Here is a 21,123-nt window from a genome sequence, read left to right on the forward strand (position 1 = left end):
GGCCTCGGCCTCGGCGGCCTTCTGCGCCTCGACCTCGGCGGCGCGGGCCGCGAGCACCGGGGCGAGCTTCTTCTTCACCATGGAGACGTACGCGTCCTCCAGGGTCGAAGACGGGGTCTTCGCCGGGATCTTCATCTCGGCGAGGTAGCCCATGAGCTCCTTCGAGCTCATCCCGAAGTCCTTAGCAAGGCTGGAGATTCGAACCTTCGCCATACGCTGTCCACCTACCTCTCAAGCACATCTCGTGCTCACATATTTCCAAACCAACGGGGCGCGGGATGCGCTAGATGAGATCCTCGACACCGGCGACGGCGTCCTCACCGCCCTCAGCAGGCTCATGGACGCCGCAGAAGCGCGAACCGGGGCGGGCCTGGTTGCGGCAGCGGACGCCGGACTCGCTCACATAGGCGCAGCGCTCGGGCTCGAGATCGCCCTCGCCGCTGTCGAGCAGGTCCTCGGGGGTCTCAGCCTGGACCTGGACGTTCTTCAGGATGTCCTGGGCCAGGGTCTCGTTCTTGATGTCGATGTGCCAGCCGGTCAGGCGAGCGGCCAGGCGGGCGTTCTGGCCCTCCTTGCCGATCGCGAGCGAGAGCTGGTCATCGGGGACGATGACGCCCGCGTAGTTCTTCTCCTCGTCGATGAGGACGCGGGAGACCTTCGCCGGGGAGAGCGCGTTCGCGACGTAGACGGCCGGATCCTCGTTCCAGAGGATGACGTCCACGCGCTCGCCGCGGAGCTCGCCCACGACGGCGCGGACGCGGCTGCCCTTCGGCCCGACGCAGGCGCCAACCGGATCGAGGCGGTCGTCGAGCGAGTGGACGGCGACCTTGGAGCGCTGGCCGGCCTCGCGGGCGATGGACTTCACCTCGACGGTGCCCTCGTAGATCTCAGGCACCTCCTGCTCAAAGAGGCGCTTGATGAGCGCGGGATGCGTGCGGGAGATGACGATGGGTGGACGGCTGTGCTCGCCGCGGACCGGCGGGAGCGTCGAGTTGGGGTCGCGGACGTCGATGATGACGGCCTTGATGCGCTGGTTGTGCATGTAGCGCTCGCCAACCGGGCGCTCGTTGCGCTCGTTCTCGAACCGGCGCTGGTCGAAGTGGGGCAGCTCGGCCTCGACGCCCTCGCGGATCTTGACGATCGTGAAGTCGGCGGTGGACTGCAGGACCGTGCCGTTGATGAGGTCGCCGATGCGGCCGGAGAACTCCTCGTAGATCTGCTCGCGGGCGGAGTTGCGCACGATGGCGTTGATCTCGGCCTTGGCGTGCTGGGCGGCGATACGCGAGGTGTCCTTCGGGGTGACGTCGACCTCCTCGAACTCGGTGAAGTTGCCCTCCTCATCCATGGAGTCGTCGATGGGGATGAGCTTGTAGACGTAGATCTTGCCGGTCGCGCGGTCGATCGTGACTTTCGCGCCCCAGTCGAGGTGCAGGATCTCGGCGTAGCTCTTCGCGAGCGACTGCTCCAGGCGGTCGATCAGGTACAGCTGGTCGATGTGCTTCTCCTGGCAGAGCTCGAGGAGGGCCTCAATCATCTCGGATGCCATGTCAGTTTCCTTCCTTCACGCCTTTGAAGTCGTAGACCGGCTTCAAAGTGCACTTCTTGACCTCATCAAAGGGGATGATGACGCGCTCGTCTCCCTCAAGGGCGAGGGTGAAGGAGGTCTCATCGGCCGCGGCGATCACACCCTTGTAGCGGCGGCGCCCCTCGGTCGCCGTGGTGGTGAGCTCGACGGCCTCACCCGCATGACGGGCGAAATCGGCCGGCCGGCGGAGCGGTCGGGCCATGCCGGGGCTCGACACCTCGAGGGTGTAGCTGCCCGGGACCGGATCGAGCCTCTCGACGACGTCTGACACCCAGCCGCTCGCGGCGCTGACCTCGTCGAGGGTGATGCCCTCGCGATCGAGGTGGTCGATGCGGACGCGGACGCAGGGCGCCTTCGTGGCACCCACGACCTCCACGTCCACGATGTCGATGCCGTGCGCGGGCGCCTCGGCTTCGAGGGCATCGATGATGCGAGTCTCAAGCGGTGTCTTGACCATCGGGCACCTCCCTTTCACGAAAAAGGAGCGGGGTCGAAACCCCACTCCCGTCAGAACTTGCATTGATTACGCAGTGATCATAGCACACGCAGATCAGACGCGGTGAATCCCAATCCACGCGACCGGGCGTACACTGGTTTGCATCCACGGAATCTCCATGTTGACTGCGAATGGGCGCGGCTGCGCCTCCGGATCGTTTCGCTTGGGGGCTGTCCCCGGCAGCACGGTCTCGTCCCGCTTGCACGAGTCGCCCCGCTTCCGCATCGATCGGTCGCCTCCTACGCGCACTACCTCGCCAGAGACTGCAGGGCGACCTCTGCTCGCAAGGTGCTGCGCACGAGATCTTGCCGAGGGGCTGCAAGATGTCCTCTAGGGGGCATCCCGCACGCGACCGGACCACGTGCCGCAGCGTAAGCAAAACGTCATCTCAAGACGATTGCAAGGGCGTTCTGCATGGAAGCGCGGTCGAAAGTAGGTTTCCGAGCCGCTCCGTCAACCCGATGAGCTACAGCATACCCGGACGCAACGCGCCTGGGAGCACTCATCAATGCGTTCGCTCGTCTTAGGAGGTGAGCGTGCAGCACGCACCTCGACCAGCCATGCGCTAAGAAAACATCCTGCCTGTTTGCACGCACCGGGCGCGCCATGCTTCACAGCGCCCGATAGAACATGTCCAACGTCATCCGCCGCACGGCGTCTACGTCGAGATAGAGGGCAGCATATCTCCCCTCGCCCTGCAGGCTCCCCGACAGCACCTCCACACTCAGGTTGTCAGCGGAGAACCCGCCTCCCGCGAGAGCGGCGCCGACGGCACTCAGCTCCGCCGGTCCGATGTTCGTGATCACATGCGGCTCGGCAGCCGACCACACCTTGCTCAACGTGGGGACGTCAAATGAGCGGGCGCTCCCGGCCAGCTTGCTCACCAGCGCCTTCAGGAATTGGATCTGTCGCTCTTGGCGCATGACCGCCGAGTCAAGCTGCGTGAGGTCGCGCCACCGCAGGTACCACTCAGCATCGAAGCCGTTGAGCACCCTCCTCTCCCCTGCCACGATGTCGGTATCGGGTATGGTGACCAATGGCTCCAATTCAACACCGCCCACCGCGTCGGCGATAGGGCCGATGCCCGCCATATTCAATGCGATGTAGTAGGTGAGCGGGACCCCGTTCACGACGCGTGACACGGCATCGAGTGTGCGCTCGCAGCTCTGCTCGCGCCCGTCTCCATAGGCGAACGAGAGGCAGATCTGCTCCGTGCTCTGCCCGAGAAAGGTATCCCCCATGTAGCGGTTCACAGCCACCATGCTGTCGCGCGGCACCTGGAGGAACCGGACGGCACCGCTGCGCAGGTTTAAGGCGGCGACGACGATGGCATCCGCTTGGCCCGCGCGGCCCGCACTCGCATCCTCGGGCCGTTGATCGTATCCGATGAGCACGATGCCCACGACATCGGGGTCACGTTCATACTCTTGGCCCTCAAAAGTGATGCGGTCGGTTGCATCGACGGCAACGGAGCCGCCTGCCGTTCGCAAGTTGCCACCGCCCACGGCCACGAGCGCACCGGCGGTAGCCGCGCCCACGACAACCAAGGACACCGCCGCGATCAGGATGCGCCGCGCCCAGATACGGAGGCGCGATGCGCGGGGCCCCCTACTGCTCATCACGGAGCACACCGGTCACGATATAGCGGTGCGAACCGTGGAACTCATCGAGCATGCAGGTGCTGAGCTGCAAGATCTTGTCCTTCGATGCGTCCAGGGATGCGCCGGCGCGCACATTGCTCGTAAGCGATGTGGGGGCGAGCACGCTGTCGTAATAGCTCTGAAGCACCGCGGGATCAGAGAAGTCGAACGAGTTCAGGATATGGCGGTCATCATATTCGTAGGCTGCGACCACCTCGTATACGAGGACCCGGTCGGGCTGGTAGATGTAGATCTCCCGGTTGTTCTCAAAGAAATCCGCATCTTCGAAGTTATGCAGCGAGCGGAACATGAGACTCGGCTCATCGACATCGTGCCCGTAGAGGACCGTGACCGGATCGGAGAAATCAAGCGCGTTCATGCTCTGCGAGAACACGGCTCCCACGGGCGAGGGGGCGCCCGTGCGGTCGTGATCCAGATAGTACAGGTCGTCCACTGCGCTCTGAAGCACCGGCTGGTTCACATTGGTGCCCGGCACGTAGAGCCACGCGTAGATATCGAGGTTTTGAGCGATGAGCTCATCGAAGTCGATGGGGTTCTCGAGCTTCTCCGCCGGGGTGTCGCTGATCTGCGGCATGGGGTCCGCCTCGATGCGGGCGAGCTCGGCCTGCACGTCTGCTTGGTCTTGCATGAAGCGCACGGTGAAGTACACGCCGAGGGCAAGGGCCGCGACGGCGGTGATGAGGCCGATGACGATGATGGGCTTGCGGAGGCGGCTCTTCGAAACTTTGCCGTCGTCAGACTCCCCGCCGTCCCCCTGTACTCCCGCTGTGCGCATACTCATGCCCTCCCGTGCTCCAGCTGATGCCTTGCGGTACTCCCGATACGATATCAAATGCAAAAGAAGGGAACGGGTCGTGCCCGCTCCCTTCTCCCAATCCGTTCGGCGGCTGAGTTAGCGCTTGTTCATCTTGCGACGGACGACCGCGATGCTCGCGCCGGCGACCGCAAAGGATGCGACGGCTGCGGCGCCGCTGAGCATCACCACGCCGGTCTGCGGCGACTTGGAGCCCTTGTCCTTTTTCGGCTTCTTGGCCTCGCTCTTGCCTGCGTCGGTGGAACCGGGCTCGGGCGTCGGCGTCTTTGAACCATCGGAGGCCACGAGCGTGTAGATCGACAGGCGATCAAGGTCGAACGTCACCATGCCATCCTCGTCGAAAACGCCCTCGAGCACCTCCGTGTCGCCGTCCTCGTGCTGGACGTACAGGAGCGCGGTCTTGCCCGCGTATTCCTTGTTGACGTTGAAGGTGAGCGAGTACTCGGTGAGCTGCTCCGCGCCCTCTTTGAGCGTGATCTCATAGGACCCGAGGACCGTGCCGGTTCCCGGGGTGTAGTTCGATGCCTGCTTGCTGGATATGCCGGCGATGACGTCCCCGTCGTGCTCCTGCCCGTAATAGACCTGCAGGGACACCTCACCATCCTCCACGAAGGCGATGACGGGGCTGTAGTACCTCTCCGCGGCGAATGCCGGCGTGGCAAGTGCGAACGCCAGCGCAAACGCCCCCAACAGTGCGACGATCCTCTTGTTCATGCTTCCCCCTAAATTGTTGCCATGACAGCAGAAACAAAGGGCCCTGGTTGAGGCCCATGCGGCCAGCATAGGGTAGATCGGGGGGGTTATATGTTGCTCAACATGGGAGAACGGGCAGTTCACAGGGGAAGTTGTGCAGAATGTAGGTGAACGGTCGATGGCTCCGGTAGATGCACACGCTGTCACACGGAAACGCGTTCGGCCCCCGCGCCGGAGCACGGGGGCCGAAATAGAACGTTTAAGGGGTCTATCCGGTCCCTACTTCACCACAAGATTCACGAGTTTGCCGGGTACGACGATGGCCTTGACGACCGCCTTCCCCTCGATCCACTTGGCTGCGGCGGCCTCAGCGGCGGCACGCAGGTCGGATTCGGTCGCATCGGCGGCAACGGAGACGCGGGCGCGGACACGTCCGAGCACCTGCACGGCGATCTCCACCTCATCGGTGGCGGCCTCTGCGACGTCGAAGGCGGGCCACGGCGCGCGGTAGACGCTCTCCGCGTGGCCGAGCGCCTCATGCCAGAGCTCGTCGGCCATGAACGGGCAGATAGGCGCGAGCACGCTCACGATGTCGGTTGCCACCAGGTGGCAGAGGGCGGCGTCGCGCGCAGTGGGCTCCACGTCGCCGAGATAGGACACGGCGGCGTTCACGAGCTCCATGATCGCGGAGATGGCGGTGTTGAACTGCTGGCGGTCGAAGTCCTCCGTGCACTTGGCGAGGGTCCGATGGCGCTCGCGGTAGAGCGCGCGGGAGCGCTCGTCGAGCGCGGAGGCGCCGACCTCGCCAGCTGCGGCGCTGCCTGCGAGCTGCCAGACCGCGCGCCAGGCCCGGCGGATGAACCGGTTCGCGCCGGCCACGGCGTCCTCGTCCCAGTCGAAATCGCGCTCGGGCGGGGCGATGAAGAGGATGGCCAGGCGCATGGTGTCGGCGCCGTAGGGCTCGATCACGCTCGAGGGCGGGACCACGTTGCCCTTCGACTTCGACATCGTCTCGCCGTTCGCATCCTTCACCATACCCTGGGTGAGCAGGTTGGTGAACGGCTCGTCGGCTGCGAGGAGGCCCATATCGCGCAGGGCCTTCGCGAAGAAGCGCGAGTAGAGCAGGTGCAGGATCGCGTGCTCGATACCGCCGATGTAGTTGTCCACCGGCATCCAGCGGTCCGCCGCCTCGCGCGAGAAGGGCAGGCTCGTGTTGTGCGGGTCGGTGTAGCGCAGGAAATACCAGCTCGAGCACGTGAAGGTGTCCATCGTGTCCGTCTCGCGGTGGGCGGGGCCGCCGCAGACCGGGCAGGTGGTCTCGTAGAACGACGGTGTCGTGGCGAGCGTCTCACCGGCTGAGAGATCGAGGTCCTCGGGCAGGACGACCGGCAGGTCATCCTCGGGAACCGGCACGATGCCGCAGTGGTCGCAGTAGATGGCGGGAATGGGGTTGCCCCAGTAGCGCTGGCGCGAGATGAGCCAGTCGCGCAGGCGGTACTGCACGGAGCGGCGGCCCGTCCCGGCCTTCTCCAGGGCCTCGACGATCGCGGCCTCCGCCGGCGAGTGCTTGCCGCCGACCATCCCGGTGTAGGGACCGGACTGCACGAGCACGCCTTCGGCGCTGTACGCCTGATCCCAATCGACCTCGGTGACCTCGCGGTCGGCGTCGCCGGAGAGACGCTCGAAGAGCGGGTCGTCCTCACCCAGGATGATGGGGACAATGGGTAGGTTGTAGGCGCGCGCAAACTCGAAGTCGCGCTGGTCGCCGCAGGGAACGGCCATGACGGCACCGGTGCCGTAATCGGAGATGACGTAGTCGGCGACCCACACCGGGACCTTCTCGCCGCTTACGGGGTTCACGACGTAGCGACCCGTGAAGGCGCCGTGCTTCTCGAGGGTGCCCTGGGCCCGCTCGACCGCAGAGACGAGTTTGGCCCGCTCGACGACCTCGGCGACCGCGTCCTCCTGGCCGGTTCCGGCGACGAGGTCAGCGAGGCCCTCGTACTCGGGGGCGAGCAGGAAGAAGCTCACGCCGAAGAGCGTGTCGGCGCGGGTGGTGAAGACGGTGATCTTCCCCTCATCCCCGGGGATGGGCTCGCCTTCGAGATCGCAGAGGGTGAAATCGACCTCGGCGCCTTCGGATCGGCCGATCCAGTTGGCCTGCATCTGCTTCACGCGCTCGGGCCAGCCGGGCAGCTTCTCGAGATCGTCCAGGAGCTCCTGGGCGTAGGCGGTGATCTTGATGTACCACTGCTCGAGGTCGCGCTTCTCGACGAGGTCGCCGCTCCGCCAGCAGCGGCCGTCGATCACCTGCTCGTTCGCGAGGACCGTCTTGCAGGTAGGGCACCAGTTGACCGGGCTCTTCTTGCGGTAGACGAGGCCACGCTCCCAGAACTTCTCGAAGATCCACTGGCCCCAGCGGTAGTACGCGGGCTCGCAGGTCTTGACGAGGCGGTCCATGTCGTAGGAGAAGCCCATGCGGCGCATCGTGGCGAGCGCCTGGTCGATGTTCTTGTAAGTCCAGACGGCCGGCTGGGTGCTGTGCTTGATGGCCGCGTTCTCAGCGGGCAGGCCGAAGGCGTCGAAGCCGATGGGGTGCAGGACGTCGAAGCCGCGCATCCGGGCCTGGCGCGCCATCGCATCGCCGATGGTGTAGTTGCGGGCGTGGCCCATGTGCAGGTCGCCCGAGGGGTACGGGAACATCTCGAGGACGTACTTCTTGGGACGGTCCGAACCCTCGTCTGCGGCGGCGAAGAGGTTCTCATCCTCCCACGCCTTGATCCAGCGGGCCTCGATGGCCTGGGCGTCGTAGGCGGGAACGCGATCCGCTCCCGCGTGGTTGTGATCGGTGTGCTGATCGCACATAGGGGCTCTCCTTGACTGCGGTTCCTATCGGTAGCTGACGCTCTGCTGGCTGTCCTTGACCACCACGTCGTGGGCGCCGCCCTCGACGATGGAGGTGGCCGACACGAGCGTTAGTCGCGCCTTGTCCTGAAGCTCCTTGATTGAGAGGGCGCCGCAGTTGCACATCGTGGACTTGACCTTGTAGAGGGTGCCGCCCACGCCGTCCTTCAGCGAGCCGGCGTAGGGCACGTAGGAGTCTACGCCCTCGACGAAGGAGAGCTTGGCGGCCCCGCCGAGGTCGTAGCGCTGCCAGTTGCGGGCACGGGCCGAGCCCTCACCCCAGTACTCCTTCATGTACTGGCCGTTCACGTTGACGCGGGTCGTGGGGCTCTCATCGAAGCGGGCGAAGTAGCGTCCGAGCATCATGAAGTCGGCGCCCATGGCAAGGGCGAGCGTCATGTGGTAGTCGTACACGATGCCGCCGTCGGAGCAGACCGGCACGTAGACGCCCGTCTCCTGGAAGTACTCGTCGCGAGCGCGGCAGACGTCGATGAGGGCCGTCGCCTGGCCGCGGCCGATGCCCTTGGTCTCGCGCGTGATGCAGATCGAACCGCCGCCGATGCCGACCTTGATGAAGTCGGCCCCGCAGTCCGCGAGGAAGCGGAAGCCCTCGGCGTCGACGACGTTGCCGGCGCCCACCTTGACCGAGTCGCCGTAGTTCGCGCGGATCCACTCGATGGTGAGCTTCTGCCACTCGGAGAAGCCCTCGGAGGAGTCGATGCAGAGCACGTCGGCACCGGCCTCGACGAGCAGCGGCACGCGCTCGGCGTAATCGCGGGTGTTGATGCCCGCGCCCACCATGTAGCGCTTGTTGACGTCGAGGAGCTCGTTGGGGTTCGTCTTGTGGGAGTCATAGTCCTTGCGGAAGACGATCCCGATGAGGTGGTCGTTCTCATCGACGACGGGAAGGGCGTTCAGCTTCTTCTCCCAGATGATGTCGTTGGCCTCGGAGAGCGTGATGTCGCGGTCGCCGACGATGAGGTCCTCGCGCGGGGTCATGAAGGTGGAGACGAGCATCTGCGGATCGTCGCGGCTGGGACGGTAGTCGCGGCTCGTAACAATGCCGAGAAGCCGACCGCGCGGGGTGCCGTCCTGGGTGACGGGCATGGTGGAGTGGCCGGTGCGCTCCTTCAGGGCCATGACCTGCTCCATGGTCATGTCGGGGGTGAGGGTGGAATCCGACTCGACGAAACCGGCCTTGTGATCCTTCACGGCCTTGACCATGGCGGCCTCGTCCTCGGGGGTCTGGGAACCGTAGATGAAGGAGAGTCCCCCCTCGGTTGCGAGCGCGACGCCCATGTCGACGCCTGAGACGGACTGCATGATGGCGGACACCATGGGGATGTTCAGCGTGATCGCGGGCTCCTCACCGCGCTTGAAGCGGGTGAGCGGGGTCTTGAGCGAGACGTTGTTGGGCACGCACTCCGACGATGAGTATCCGGGGACGAGCAGGTACTCCGAGAAGGTATGGGATTCACCGGGGAAGAACGTTGCCATAATGCTCCTTTTCGCGGTCGGGGTTCATGTGCGGCCCATTGTAACGCAGGCGACGCTGCTAGAATGGGGTCATGAGAAGTACACGATGGCTCCGCGGGCGCGGAGTCTCGAAGGAGGCGGATATGCCGCTCACCGGCAAGGCGCGTCTGGTCGTCCGCGAGAACGCCGACGGGCCGGGGGCTTTCGGCCTCGGCTGCGCCCTGCTGCTGGAGGGAATCGACGAGGACCACTCCCTCAACCGCGCCGCCAAGCGCCTCGGCATGGCCTACTCCAAGGCATGGCGTCTGCTGAACGAGGCCGAGGACCAGCTCGGGGTCAAGCTGATCGACCGCAACGGCGCCCGAGGGTCGGCGCTCACGGACGCGGGGCGGCGCGCGCTCGATGGCTACCGGACCCTGCAGGGCGAGATCGACGGCCTCGTGGCCCGGCGCCTGCCTGAGTTGCTCGGCTGAGGCTGACGGGTCGAGCAGCTGCCCGGTTGGAAGTCACATGGCGGTTCCCTTTGATGTTGGCATGCTCTGGCGCGCGGCTGACACGTGACGACTTCCCGTAGTGAGGGAACTCTGTTCGTGGGATAGGCGTTTCGTGGGACGCCCGGTTCGCGAGACACCGTGGGATGCGTGGTTCGTGAGGTGTTCGTTTTGCCAGATGCTCGGTAAAATGTACTTTGGACGGCACCCTGTGGCAAATTCCCCTTATACACACGTCGAAAACGTACTTTGCTGCCCATTGCTGCTGCAGCGATACACCGATAGATGAGGCACCGCTCCCCACCACTTCGGCCCGAGTGCACGGTGCCGCATGACGGCTCCATGCCGAACAAGCCGCTCAACCCACGAACCCCATCGATAAATGCCGGTAAAACGTACTTTGGACGGCGCCATGGGGCAAATCCGCCCTTTACATGCTTTGAAAACGTACTTTGCTGCTTCTTAGGGCCATCAAATCGCAACGCTGGACTGATCGCGATGGCGTGCTAAGCGCGCTCGAACTGCGGGACGCCGGCCGACAGCATGCCGAGCACGAAGCGCGCTGAACATGCGGGGCACCGGCCAGTAGCCTGCCTGGGTAGCGGCACACCGAGCAACGATTCACCGCAACCGCAACACCGTGCTGGCCCAACCCGTCAGGACAGCAGCGCTCTGAGCCCGATGAGGATCAGAACCGTGCCGCCGACCACCTGGGCGTGGGCGCCGAACCGCTCCCCCACCCGTCGGCCGAGGGCGAGCACAGCAAGGTAGCAAACGAGCGCGGTCAGCCCGATCGCCGATCCAAAGACCGCTATGTCCTTGCCCGCAGCTGCCAGGGAGACGCCCACGATGAGGGCGTCGATGGAGGTCGCAACCGCCTCAAGCGCAATCTGGGTCCAGGTGAGACGTGTGGGCGAGCAAGCCTCGGGCTCACGCAGCTCCCGCACGGCCTCGACGATCATCTTCCCACCCACGGCCCCGAGGATGACGAGGGACACGACGCCGGCGTAGGCGTCAATGAAGCCGGCCACGAGCGTGCCGGCGAAGAAGCCGATGACCGGCATGCCTGCCTGGAAGACGGCGAAGAACACCGGCATCGCGAGCTTTCGGCTCCGGGGCATGTCGAGCTCGCAGAGCACATTCGACAAGGTGACGGCCATCGCGTCCATCGAGAGCGCGGGACCGAGGACCAGCGCTTCGATGAGCGCGGCGATATCAAGAAAACCCATAGCACCCTCCCTGATGCATGGATATGTGTTGAGACAGGTTGTTATGGAGCCGCCGGTTCCGCGGTCAGGGCGATGACGGCCTCAGGAATCAAGGCTCGGGAGGGTTGCAGAAGAGGCGCAGGGCCTGATCAAGGCTGTCGACGATGTCGAGCGGGTCGTCGGTGCCCGCGAAAAGACGGATGAATTGGGCCTCCGCTCCATCGCGGGCGCTCATGCGCGTTGCGGCTCCACCCGCCAGAGCGGTACGGTTCGCAGCGGAGCAGGCGTCGATGAAGGCCCCGGCCTCCACGGGAAGCCTGAAGTCGACAGCAGGGCCGAAGCCGTGCTCGAGCACGGTCGCCGCCGTCCCGCGATCGGGATGGCCCGCGAGGACCGGGTACGCCACCTCGGCCACCGCGTGATGGCAAGCGAGGTAGGCGGCGATGGCGCGGGCGTGGTCGACATGCGCCTGCATGCGCTCGGGAAGCGTTGCGAGACCGTCGGCGAGGGCGGCGAGGTCAGCAGCGGGAATCGGACAGCGCTGTGCGCCCGGCTCGCCCAACCTCATGGTGAGCAGGCGGTAGGCGTCCTCGGCGGGCGGGTTCACCCGACGCCTGCGCCCGCGCCCTGAGACCGCGGGCGCCACGCTCACGGCGACGAGCGTGCGCTCGAGCGCCCCAGCGGCCGCGCGATCGAGGGACTCGAGGCAGACGGTGGCGCCAAGCATAAGCGGGCGACAGCAGAAGAACGAGGCGACGGTGTTGTCGACCACAAGGACCACTCCGGATGCCGTGGCCTCCTGCGCGAGGACGCGCAGATCGGGCACGCGGAGACCTCGTCCGCCGATCGAGTTCACGAACCAGAAGGTCCGCTCCGCAGAGCGGCCGGGGGCGTGCGCATATGAGGCGGGAGTGCCGGAAACCGCCGGTACCGGGCGCTCCGCCGCCTCCTGAGCGCGGCGGAAGGCCTCGGGCGTTGGCGCGCTTGCGAAGGAGAGGATCTGGCGGGGAAAGCGCTCGAGGAAGACGTCGGTGAAGTCGTCGGCGAAGACGACGAGGCGGTCGGCGCGGCCGATCAGACCGAGCTTCGACAACAGGTCGGGGACGTGGCGGGCGGGTACGAGCCACGTGGCCCGCGCCGCAGAAGCCCCTGCGATATCCTCAGCCAGCCGAGCGACGGCAGCTCGCATCCCTCGCACCCCCTCACACAGCGCCTCCACGGCGCCTGTTCGCACGTTGGACAAGTATACCCCGTGCGCAGGCGCCGCGCCGACAACCCCGCGGGCTTGTGCCAGCCCCCTCCGGTCGCACACGGCCGCGTCAAATCTTGACGGCGCCCGAGCTTTGCCTCTCGCCTAGCGGTGGGCCGAGAGGGGCCAATACGAAATGCGCACGTCGGGGGCCTCGATCGCAAGGGACGGGGATGGGGCGTAGACCCGCGTGCTCATGCAGAGCTCCCCGTCGTTCACGAAGACCTCCAGCGAGGAGCGGTCGCCCACCGCCCTGAGGTTCCTGATCTCCTCGAGCGCCTCCCATCTGACGGCGCGCCCGCAGCCGGCGCCGCTGCGGCCCTCGTCCGTGAAGCGCATCTCGAGCCGTTGGGGCAGTCCCTCCTCGGCGGGCAGGAGCGCCACCGTGAGCACACCGCCCACGGTCATCGAGAAGCCCCCGGCACAGGCCCCGACTTCGAGGTCGAAGGCAGCCGCATCGTCACCCGCGACCGCGAGCTCCCCTCGAGCGCTGATGAGGGTTCCCCGCAGCCCCGCGAGCTCGCGCACCGGCGCCTGCCGCACCGTACCATCTGAGACGGCCGTGAGCTCGCGCGGCAGGGCGAGGCAGTGCTGCCAGCCCTCCGCAACGGTTTGATCGTTTCCATAGGGGGCATCGGGCATGCCGAGCCAGCCCACGAGGATGCGCCGGCCGTCTCGCGCCTCGAAGCTCTGGGGCGCATAGTAGTCGAAGCCCGCATCCCATAGGTGGAAGGCGCCGAGCTCGCAGGCGCCGCTGATATCGCCTGCGAGCGGGAAGTACCCGGCCTGGTAGATGTTCCGGCGCTCCCAGTCGCCGCCTTCGAGCCCCTGCGGGCAGACGGAGAGGACCTTCACCGGGGCCTCCCCCTCCGCGGTGAGCTCGAAGTAGTCCGGGCACTCCCACATGAAGCCGAAGCGCTCCGACGTGCGCACGCGGTTGACCACCCGCCACCGCGCGAGGTCGTCTGAGGCGAAGACGACGACCTCGCCCTCGTCGGTCCCGGCCCCCACCCCGTGCTGCGCCGCGGAGGAGCTCGGTCGCGGGGCCTCGTCCACCCGTCGGCGGGCGCCCTGGACCATGAGGCAGCGGCCGGCTGGGGCATCGGCGCGCCAGACCTTGGGGTCGCGCACATGGCAGGTGAGATCGGACGGGTAGTCGGCATTCGTCATGAGGAGACGCTTCGGGCCGAAGGTCGACCCATCGACCGTGTCAACGGCGACCGTGTTGCTCTCGCGGCCGGCGTTCACGTAGTCGAGGCCGGAGCCCGTATCGATCTCCTTGACGTTGCCCGTGTAGAACATCGTCACGCGTCCGTCGTGCGCGAAGGCTGACCCGGAATAGACCCCGTGCACGTCGAAGGGCGCATCGGGGAAGAGGACGCAACGGTCGTGCGACCAGGTGAGGAGGTCGGTGCTCGTGGCATGGCCCCACATCTTCACGCCACCGTGGACATCGAAGGGGGCGTACTGGAAATACGCGTGGAAGACGCCGTCGTCGGCCTGGAAAAGCCCGTTCGGATCGTTCAGCCAGCCGACGGGCGGCATGAGGTGCATGTGCTGACGGAATGACGCCGGTGCGGCCGTGACGGCCTCCTCTCGCTCCCGCACGAGGCGGGCGAGGTCTCGCTCGAGCGCGTTGCTCATAGATCAGCTCTCCTTTGCGGATGCGGATGGGTGAGCCGCCGATCCCGTGATGGGACGCGGCGGCTCATCGGGCGGGAGATGGCGGCCTATGCCGCAGCCTGCTCCGTGTCCTTGTCCTTGTAGAGGGCGAACGAGATCACGAAGGCCACCACCGCGGCGACGGCGAACATGATGACGTACTGGACCGGCTGGGCAAGGCAGAGCAGGATGCCGAAGATGCCGGTGACACCCGTGCCCGAGGCCGCGAGGTTCGTGAGCGCGCAGACAAGGGCGCCCGCGCCGCCGCCGATGCAGCCGGCAATGAAGGGCTTCACGAAGCGCAGGTTCACGCCGAAGATGGCCGGCTCGGTGATGCCCATGAAGGCCGAGAGCGCAGAAGGAACGGCCAGGCCCTTGATCTTGGCGTCGCGGGTCTTGAGGGCGACGGCGAGGGCCGCACCGCCCTGGGCAATGTTCGCGGCGGACGCGATGGGCAGCCAATAGGTCACCCCGTACTGAGCGAGCTGACCGAGGTCGATGGCCGTGTACATCTGATGGATGCCCGTCACGACGGTGGGGGCGTAGAAGAGGCCGACGATGGCGGAGCCGATGCCGAAGGGCAGGGTGAGCAGAGCCTGGATGACGTTCAGGATGGCGTTCTCAGCCCAGACGAAGACGGGGCCGACGGCCACGAAGGTCACGAGCACGGTCACGAGCACCGAGACAAGCGGGGTCACGAAGAGGTCGAACATCTCGGGCACGATCTTGTGCAGGCGCTTCTCGATGAAGGCCATGATCCCGACGGCGATCACGATGGGGATCACGTGCCCCTGGTAGCCGACCCAGTCAAACCCGTAGAGACCGGGAATGACCGGCACCACGGTCTGAACGCCCTCGGAGGCCATGGTGTAGGCGTTCTGGAGCGACGGGTGGATCATCGCCATGCCGACGACGGCGCCGAGATAGGGATTCGCCCCGAAGGCGCGCGCGGCCGAGAAGCCGATCAGGATCTGCAGGAATGTGAACGAGGTGCTCGCCGTCAGATCGGCGATGCGGTAGATGAAGTTCGAGGTGTCGATCGCAAGGATGCCGTTCGAGCTCATGTAGTTCAAGGCGCTCATGATCCCGAGCAGAAGACCGGAGGCGACGATGGCCGGGATGATCGGCACAAAGATATCGCCCAGAAGCTTGATCGCGCGCATGAAGATGTTCTGCTGGGCCGCGGCGGCCTCCTTGACCTCGTCCTTCGAAGCGGTCTCGAAGCCGCCGAGGTCGGTGAACTCCTCATAGACCTTGTTGACGGTGCCGGTGCCGAAGATGATCTGCAGCTGTCCCTGAGCCTGGAAGACGCCCTTCGCGCCGTCCACAGCCTCGAGGGCCTCCTGGTTGACCTTCTCGTTGTCGGCGATCACGAGGCGCAGGCGCGTGGCGCAATGCGCCGCCGAAACCACGTTCTCGGCCCCGCCGATGTTGTCGAGCACCTCTTGGGCAGATTTGCGGTAATCCACGACGTCCCCTTTCCCCGGAGCCCCGCCGGCGGCGGGTACGTAACTCCACAGCATAGTGTAATCGATTTCAGTATTAGGATTCTGAAAACGTTTTCAGACGAGGGTGAACGGATCGAAGAAGGCGGTGAACGGTCGGTTCGGATACACGGGCATTCGCAGGATCAACAGGGGAAGCGATCAATATATGTGAGATTATTCCCAGGAATTACCGGAGATCTCCCGGGGCGATTGGCCCCATGAGCTCGTAGCCGAGCTGCAGGTGGCGCTCCTCCCCCCTCCCCGTCTCTATGGTGTCGAGGAGCATCGCCGTGGCCTCGATGCCGCTGGTGAGGTAGCTGAAGTGCACGGTCGCGATCCCACCGGTGATCGCGCGCAGAAGCTCGTTGTCGCCGAAGCCGCTCACATGGCGCGCCGCCTCGATGCCGGGCCGGGCCTCGGCGAGGGCGCGGAGGGCGCCGGCGGCCATGGTGTCCGTCGCGCAGGCGATGAAGGAGAGATCGGGGTGGGCGGCAAGCAGGTCACGCGCGCAGGCGTGCCCCGAGTCGACCGTGAAGGTGCCCTCGCGGCGCAGGTCGGCGGGCAGATCGCGCCCCGCGTCGGCGAGCCCCGCGGCGAACCCGTCCTCACGGGCGGCGCCGGCGGCGGCGTCATCGCGGAACACGCCGATATAGGCGATCTCACCCGCATGGGAGGCGGCCACGGCACGCGCGAGATCGCGGGCTGCATCGAAGTCATCGTAATAGACGCAGCTCACCCCCGGTAGGTCCTGACCGAGCAGCACCGCGGGAACCCGTACCTGGGACAACGCCTCCCGATGCGCATCGGTGAGCACGGTCGCGACGAGGATGATGCCGTCCACCGGATAGCTCTGGAAGAGGTCGAGGTAGGTGAGCTCACGCTCCGCATGGTTCTCCGTGTTGGCCAGAAGCATCTGGTAGCCCCGCTCGCGCAGGACCTGGCCGATACCGGCCGTGATGCGGCTCACCGACTCTGAGTTGATCTTGGGCACGATGACGCCGATCAGGCGGTTGCTGCCGGTGCGCAGGGCCCGGGCCTGGCTTGAGGGGGTGTATCCCGTCTCCTCGATCGCCGCCCGAACGCGCTCTGCCTTCTCCTTCGAGATGTAGCCGCCGTTCAGGTACCGCGAGACCGCGGCGCTCGAAACGCCCGCCAGCCTCGCCACATCGCGCATCGTCATGAACCCGTGCTCCTCCTCAATTCGGTTGCCCCGGTATGGTACCTGAAATCGATGGCAGGGGAACGGGGCCACGAATTGCCCAATACACGCCACAATCACCGGAGGCGCGGCGCGCCCCTCAGGCGCATCTCCGCCGGGCCATGCGTCGAAAGAGGGCGCGAAGACCGATCCGGTCTCCGCGCCCCGAACGAACCCATTCGACTCCTGGCTAACGGAGAGCCGTCACTTCCCCATCAGCTCCAGCGCCGTGTCGATGATCTTCGACGCGTTCATCCGGCCGTAATCGGCCATGGGGATGACGGCGACGGGTTTGTCGGTGGCCTTCTCGTAATCGCCCTTGGCGTATCCGATCTGCGGTCCGAGCAGCACGACGTCGGCGTCCCCGATATGGTCCATGGCCTCGTTCATCGGGCGCGCCACGATCGTCACCTCGAGCCCGCGGCCGGCGGCCTCCTTCTGCATCTTCTGCACGAGTAGGCTCGTTGACATGCCCGCGTTGCAGCACAGCATGATCGTCTTCATAACAGACTCCTATCCCTCGAGCTCCGCCGCGGCCTCCTGGGCCGTGACGCGCTCAGCTATCTTCATGAACGGCAGGTAGATGATGACGTTGAGGACGAGCAGCGCGACCTGGAGGATCGAGGCGCGGATGTCGCCTCCCGTCGCGAGGAAGCCCGAGAGCACGGGCGGCGTGGTCCAGGGCACCAGGGCGATACTCGGGCCGATGAGGTTCAGCGCCGTCGCGAAGTAGGTGATGACGATGTTGATCGCCGGGCAGAGCACGAACGGGATCATCATCGGGATGTTGAACACGATGGGGAATCCGAAGATGATGGGCTCGTTGATGTTGAACAGGCCGGGCAGCAGCGACATGGACGCGATCGTGGTGTTCGCCTTGTTCTTCCTGAAGAAGAGGAAGGTCGCGATGATGAGCGCGATGGTGCAGCCCGTGCCTCCCATCATGCCGAAGCAGTTGAGCGTGTTGATGGTGATGTTGTTCGGGATCGCCTGGCCGGCTGCGGCCGCCTGCATGTTCTCGCTGATCGCCACCGTGAGCACCGGCTCGAGCAGGACGCCGTTGACGACGGTCTGATGGATGCCGAGGGTGAACAGGAAGTTCCCGATGGAGTAGATCAGGACGACGGCGGGGAGGCTCGTGCCGAGCGCCTTCAGGGGCTCCTGGACGAACAGCTTGATCAGGGCGATCAGATCGGTTCCGAAGGCGACCTTGAGCACCGCGGTCACGATGCCGAACACCGAGAGCGTGAACAGCATGGGGATCAGGACGTTGAACGAGTTCGAGACCGCTGGCGGGACGCCCTCCCCGAGGTTGACCTTCAGCCGCTCGACACCCGAGAGTCGCACGAAGACCTCGGTGGCCACAAGGCCGATGATGATACCGGCGAACAGGCCGTTCACGCCCACGTTGCCGTAGATGAGGGCGGAGGCGACCTCGACCGCGTCACCCGAGGCGTCGGCGAGGGACGCCGAGACGTTGAAGGGCATCATCGCGAGCAGCGCCGAGAGGGATACCACCACGCACGCGAGCGGATTGTCGAAGCGGCGGTTGGCGGCGAGGCAGTACCCGATGAGGCCGCAGATCACGATCGAGGCGACGTTCAAGGTGCCGTTCGTGAGCGCCGTGCCCCAAACCTGGACGTTTGAGAGCGCGTCGCCGCTGAGGAAGAGCGGGAACACCACGTTGTTCACCAGCACGGCGATGCCCGCGAGGATGTAGAGGGGCATCATCGTGGCGAACGCGTCTCGCAGCGACCGCAGATGAACCTGGTTTCCGATGCGGGCCGCCACCATCGTGAACTTGTCGAGGAAGGAGGCTTTTTCTTGAGCTGACATGATTGCTCCTTTCGGATCAGGGCGCTACTCGACGACGCGTGTCGTCGCGACACGGCGCAGCCACTCGGCGGATTTCTTGTAATACCGCTGGTAGCCGTGCATGAGGTCGACCCCCACGAAGCCGTAGCGGTTCTTGAAGGCGTTGTTCCAGGACCAGTTGTCGATCACGGCCCAGTAGTGGTAGCCAACGCACTTCGCCCCGTCCTCGATCGCCTTCGCGACCCAGGCGAGGTGGTCGCGGACGAAATCGATCCGGTAGTCGTCCTGGATGACCCCGCTCTCATCGCGGAACGCGTCCTCGCCCTCGACGCCCATGCCGTTCTCCGAGATGAAGAACTCGAGATCGGGGTGCTCGCGCTTGATCTTCATGCCGAAGTCGTAGATCCCCTGCGGGTAGATCTCCCAGCCGCGGCTCTCGTTCATGCGGCGCTCCGGCCAGATGTACGGCCGCGCGAACACCGGGTTGCCCCATTCGTCCGCATCAGCCTCCGGCGCCTGCACCCGCACGGGCTGGTAGTAGTTGAAACCGAGCCAATCGACCTTGCCGAAGGAGAGCAGCTCGTCGTCGCCCGGACGCGCGGGCACCGCCGCGTCGCGCGCGGCGAGCGTGTCGATGACGTCCTGCGGCAGCGTTCCGTCCGCGGCGAGGTCGAGCCACCAGCGGTTGTGCAGCCCGTCGGTCATGCGGACGGCCTCGAGGTCCGCCGCGCTGGGGTCTTCTTTGGTGTAGGGCGGCGCGAAACAGTTGATGAGGCCGATCTTCGCATCGCTCCGCACCAAGCCCTCCTTTTGGGCGAGCCTGAACTCGCGGACGGCGAGCGCGTGGGCGAGGGCGATGTGGTACTGCACGGTGACCGCACGCTTGAAATCGTGGACGAACGGGATCCAGTTGCCCTCGGTGTAGGAGTTCTCGGGCTCGACGATGGGCTCGTTGAAGGTAAACCAGCACCGGACCTCCTGGCCGAACTCCCGGAAGGCTGTGCGTGCGTAGCCTGCGAAGGCCTCCACGGTCTCGCGCTTCTCCCACCCACCGCGTTCGAGCATGTAATACGGCATGTCGAAGTGGTAGAGGTTCATGAACAGGTCGACGCCCTCCTCCTTGGCGGCGGCGAGCATCTCATGGTAGAAATCGGCGCCCTCGCGGTTGAGCGCGCCCGTCTGATCGATCAGGCGGGTCCACTGCATCGACGTCCGCGCGGAGGTGAGCCCCAGGTCGTGGAAGATCTTGTAATCGCCACGGTACTGGTTTCCCATATCGTTGCCCACGTATGAGCCGACCTTGTTGTAGAAGGCGTCGATATCCTGCTGCGACCAGTGATCCCACACGCTTTCGAGTTTCCCCGTCTTCTTCCAGCACCCCTCGGTCTGCGGGCCCGAGAGCGCCGCGCCGAAGAAGAAGTCGTCCGGTAGCCTCGATGTCATCAGGTCTCCTCTCTAGTCATGTCTTAAAATCTAATAAGACATGTCTTATTAGGACAGAGCTATAGTAGAGGTAGACGTTTTCAAAACAGGTCAGTATTCCGCAAACGGGGCAAATCCGCGCCTGAACGGATAAGGGGGACATCGGGGCTCCACTACAATGGATCCTACGCACGGAGGGACACACATGTTGAAATACGAGGGCATCGTCGAGGATCTGCTGGGGAAGATCGAGTCGGGGGCATACGCCCCGAACGAGCGGCTCCCCATCTCATCCGAGCTCTGCGACCAGTACCAAGTCAGCAAGATCACCATCAAACGGGCGATGGACGAGCTCGAGCGCCTCGGGGTCGTGGTGCGGAGGCGGGGCTCCGGGACCTTCGTGAAAGGACCCGGCCCGGCACCCTCCAGACGGCATCTGTGGTCGCAGGCGACCCGCGTGCGCGGGACGAAATCCCAGTTCGCCATCGAGGGGCGCATCGTCTCGGCCGATGTGAAGCATTTCTCCATCGAGCCGGCGAGCCCCCAGGTCGCCCGTGCACTGGGCATCGCAGACGGATTCGTCTACGACATTCGCCGTGTGCGCATCCTCGACGGGAAGCCCATCAACGTCGAGCAGACCTACATGCCGATCGACGTCATACCCGGCGTCACCCTCGAGGTCTTGAACGACTCGATCTATGAGTACATCGAGGGGCCCCTCGGTCTCACCATCGACAGCGCGCACTCCATCATCCGGGCCGTCCAGCCCACCGGGACGGAATGCGCGTGGCTCAACATCACCAAGGAGGAGCCGCTCCTCGAGGTCGAGCAGACGGCGTATCTGAGCGACGGCACCACGTTCGAGTACTCGATCGTCCACAACCTGCGGGAGAGCGGAGAGATCCGCACGATCCGCTTCCACCGGCACGAGCTTCAGTAGGCCGGCGAATTGAGCTTGCCGA

Annotated in this window: 18 protein-coding genes; 2 read left to right on the top strand and 16 right to left on the bottom strand. The window is 65.4% G+C overall.

Features of this window, described 5'->3' with window-relative positions; translation table 11 throughout:
* From CAP13_RS04935 to CAP13_RS04970, 8 genes are all read right to left on the bottom strand, one after another.
* On the bottom strand, positions 1 to 213 hold a 213-nt coding region (locus tag CAP13_RS04935; protein WP_143764912.1), incomplete at its 3' end, for a translation initiation factor IF-2 N-terminal domain-containing protein.
* Between the two features lie 70 nt (positions 214 to 283).
* Positions 284 to 1,546, bottom strand: a complete 1,263-nt coding sequence (nusA, locus tag CAP13_RS04940; protein WP_085830476.1) for a transcription termination factor NusA — start codon at positions 1,544 to 1,546, stop codon at positions 284 to 286.
* Between the two features lies 1 nt (position 1,547).
* Positions 1,548 to 2,042, bottom strand: coding sequence for a ribosome maturation factor RimP (locus CAP13_RS04945; RefSeq protein ID WP_085830477.1), 495 nt, complete (start codon positions 2,040 to 2,042; stop codon positions 1,548 to 1,550).
* Positions 2,043 to 2,692: 650 nt separating this feature from the next.
* The gene (locus tag CAP13_RS04950; protein WP_218775302.1) at positions 2,693 to 3,700 is read right to left on the bottom strand and encodes an LCP family protein; all 1,008 of its coding nucleotides are present in this window, start codon (positions 3,698 to 3,700) and stop codon (positions 2,693 to 2,695) included.
* Positions 3,690 to 4,517, bottom strand: a complete 828-nt coding sequence (locus CAP13_RS04955; protein ID WP_218775303.1) for a class B sortase — start codon at positions 4,515 to 4,517, stop codon at positions 3,690 to 3,692. The genes CAP13_RS04950 and CAP13_RS04955 overlap by 11 nt, the downstream gene beginning before the upstream one ends.
* 117 nt (positions 4,518 to 4,634) lie before the next feature.
* Entirely contained in the window at positions 4,635 to 5,270 is a 636-nt protein-coding gene (locus CAP13_RS04960) for a hypothetical protein (RefSeq protein ID WP_085830479.1), read from the bottom strand.
* Positions 5,271 to 5,528: 258 nt separating this feature from the next.
* Positions 5,529 to 8,114: a leucine--tRNA ligase gene (leuS, locus tag CAP13_RS04965; RefSeq protein ID WP_085830480.1), complete on the bottom strand. Its 2,586-nt coding sequence runs from the start codon at positions 8,112 to 8,114 to the stop codon at positions 5,529 to 5,531.
* 24 nt (positions 8,115 to 8,138) lie between these two features.
* On the bottom strand, positions 8,139 to 9,650 hold the full coding sequence (locus tag CAP13_RS04970; RefSeq protein WP_085830481.1) for an IMP dehydrogenase: 1,512 nt from the start codon (positions 9,648 to 9,650) through the stop codon (positions 8,139 to 8,141).
* Positions 9,651 to 9,772: 122 nt separating this feature from the next.
* Between CAP13_RS04970 and CAP13_RS04975 the strand changes: the two genes are divergently transcribed.
* A complete protein-coding gene (locus CAP13_RS04975) occupies positions 9,773 to 10,102 on the top strand; it encodes a winged helix-turn-helix domain-containing protein (protein ID WP_085830482.1) in 330 nt (109 codons plus the stop codon).
* A gap of 674 nt (positions 10,103 to 10,776) precedes the next feature.
* Here CAP13_RS04975 and CAP13_RS04980 read toward each other — a convergent pair.
* The 8 genes from CAP13_RS04980 to CAP13_RS05015 all read right to left on the bottom strand — a co-directional run bounded on the left by CAP13_RS04980 (position 10,777) and on the right by CAP13_RS05015 (position 20,182).
* Entirely contained in the window at positions 10,777 to 11,349 is a 573-nt protein-coding gene (locus CAP13_RS04980) for a manganese efflux pump MntP (protein WP_085830483.1), read from the bottom strand.
* Positions 11,350 to 11,437: 88 nt separating this feature from the next.
* Entirely contained in the window at positions 11,438 to 12,517 is a 1,080-nt protein-coding gene (locus tag CAP13_RS04985; protein ID WP_085830484.1) for a PLP-dependent transferase, read from the bottom strand.
* Between the two features lie 165 nt (positions 12,518 to 12,682).
* The gene (locus tag CAP13_RS04990; RefSeq protein ID WP_085830485.1) at positions 12,683 to 14,221 is read right to left on the bottom strand and encodes a glycoside hydrolase family 32 protein; all 1,539 of its coding nucleotides are present in this window, start codon (positions 14,219 to 14,221) and stop codon (positions 12,683 to 12,685) included.
* An 86-nt stretch (positions 14,222 to 14,307) separates the two neighbouring features.
* Positions 14,308 to 15,708 (bottom strand): PTS transporter subunit EIIC, encoded by a 1,401-nt coding sequence (locus CAP13_RS04995; protein WP_085830486.1) that lies wholly within the window; start codon positions 15,706 to 15,708, stop codon positions 14,308 to 14,310.
* 205 nt (positions 15,709 to 15,913) lie between these two features.
* On the bottom strand, positions 15,914 to 16,906 hold the full coding sequence (locus tag CAP13_RS05000; RefSeq protein WP_085830487.1) for a LacI family DNA-binding transcriptional regulator: 993 nt from the start codon (positions 16,904 to 16,906) through the stop codon (positions 15,914 to 15,916).
* A 222-nt stretch (positions 16,907 to 17,128) separates the two neighbouring features.
* Positions 17,129 to 17,428, bottom strand: coding sequence for a PTS sugar transporter subunit IIB (locus CAP13_RS05005; protein ID WP_085830488.1), 300 nt, complete (start codon positions 17,426 to 17,428; stop codon positions 17,129 to 17,131).
* A 9-nt stretch (positions 17,429 to 17,437) separates the two neighbouring features.
* Complete coding sequence (locus tag CAP13_RS05010) at positions 17,438 to 18,760, bottom strand: PTS sugar transporter subunit IIC (RefSeq protein ID WP_085830489.1); 1,323 nt, start codon at positions 18,758 to 18,760, stop codon at positions 17,438 to 17,440.
* Positions 18,761 to 18,784: 24 nt separating this feature from the next.
* Positions 18,785 to 20,182, bottom strand: a complete 1,398-nt coding sequence (locus CAP13_RS05015) for a glycoside hydrolase family 1 protein (RefSeq protein ID WP_085830490.1) — start codon at positions 20,180 to 20,182, stop codon at positions 18,785 to 18,787.
* A gap of 184 nt (positions 20,183 to 20,366) precedes the next feature.
* On the opposite strand from CAP13_RS05015, the gene CAP13_RS05020 reads away from it, so the two are divergent.
* Positions 20,367 to 21,101 carry a GntR family transcriptional regulator gene (locus tag CAP13_RS05020; protein WP_179184941.1) on the top strand — a complete coding sequence of 245 codons (735 nt, stop codon included), beginning with the start codon at positions 20,367 to 20,369 and terminating at the stop codon, positions 21,099 to 21,101.
* Positions 21,102 to 21,123 lie beyond the last annotated feature (22 nt).

Source organism: Collinsella vaginalis (genome assembly GCF_900176655.1).
Lineage (GTDB): Bacteria > Actinomycetota > Coriobacteriia > Coriobacteriales > Coriobacteriaceae > Collinsella > Collinsella vaginalis.

Excerpts from the sequence above, each read along its gene's own strand:
- nusA (WP_085830476.1), bottom strand. The coding sequence starts at position 1,546 with ATGGCATCCGAGATGATTGAGGCCCTCCTCGAGCTCTGCCAGGAGAAG.
- CAP13_RS04945 (WP_085830477.1), bottom strand. The coding sequence starts at position 2,042 with ATGGTCAAGACACCGCTTGAGACTCGCATCATCGATGCCCTCGAAGCC.
- CAP13_RS04950 (WP_218775302.1), bottom strand. The coding sequence starts at position 3,700 with ATGAGCAGTAGGGGGCCCCGCGCATCGCGCCTCCGTATCTGGGCGCGG.
- CAP13_RS04955 (WP_218775303.1), bottom strand. The coding sequence starts at position 4,517 with ATGCGCACAGCGGGAGTACAGGGGGACGGCGGGGAGTCTGACGACGGC.
- CAP13_RS04960 (WP_085830479.1), bottom strand. The coding sequence starts at position 5,270 with ATGAACAAGAGGATCGTCGCACTGTTGGGGGCGTTTGCGCTGGCGTTC.
- leuS (WP_085830480.1), bottom strand. The coding sequence starts at position 8,114 with ATGTGCGATCAGCACACCGATCACAACCACGCGGGAGCGGATCGCGTT.
- CAP13_RS04970 (WP_085830481.1), bottom strand. The coding sequence starts at position 9,650 with ATGGCAACGTTCTTCCCCGGTGAATCCCATACCTTCTCGGAGTACCTG.
- CAP13_RS04975 (WP_085830482.1), top strand. The coding sequence starts at position 9,773 with ATGCCGCTCACCGGCAAGGCGCGTCTGGTCGTCCGCGAGAACGCCGAC.
- CAP13_RS04980 (WP_085830483.1), bottom strand. The coding sequence starts at position 11,349 with ATGGGTTTTCTTGATATCGCCGCGCTCATCGAAGCGCTGGTCCTCGGT.
- CAP13_RS04985 (WP_085830484.1), bottom strand. The coding sequence starts at position 12,517 with ATGCGAGCTGCCGTCGCTCGGCTGGCTGAGGATATCGCAGGGGCTTCT.
- CAP13_RS04990 (WP_085830485.1), bottom strand. The coding sequence starts at position 14,221 with ATGAGCAACGCGCTCGAGCGAGACCTCGCCCGCCTCGTGCGGGAGCGA.
- CAP13_RS05000 (WP_085830487.1), bottom strand. The coding sequence starts at position 16,906 with ATGACGATGCGCGATGTGGCGAGGCTGGCGGGCGTTTCGAGCGCCGCG.
- CAP13_RS05005 (WP_085830488.1), bottom strand. The coding sequence starts at position 17,428 with ATGAAGACGATCATGCTGTGCTGCAACGCGGGCATGTCAACGAGCCTA.
- CAP13_RS05010 (WP_085830489.1), bottom strand. The coding sequence starts at position 18,760 with ATGTCAGCTCAAGAAAAAGCCTCCTTCCTCGACAAGTTCACGATGGTG.
- CAP13_RS05015 (WP_085830490.1), bottom strand. The coding sequence starts at position 20,182 with ATGACATCGAGGCTACCGGACGACTTCTTCTTCGGCGCGGCGCTCTCG.
- CAP13_RS05020 (WP_179184941.1), top strand. The coding sequence starts at position 20,367 with ATGTTGAAATACGAGGGCATCGTCGAGGATCTGCTGGGGAAGATCGAG.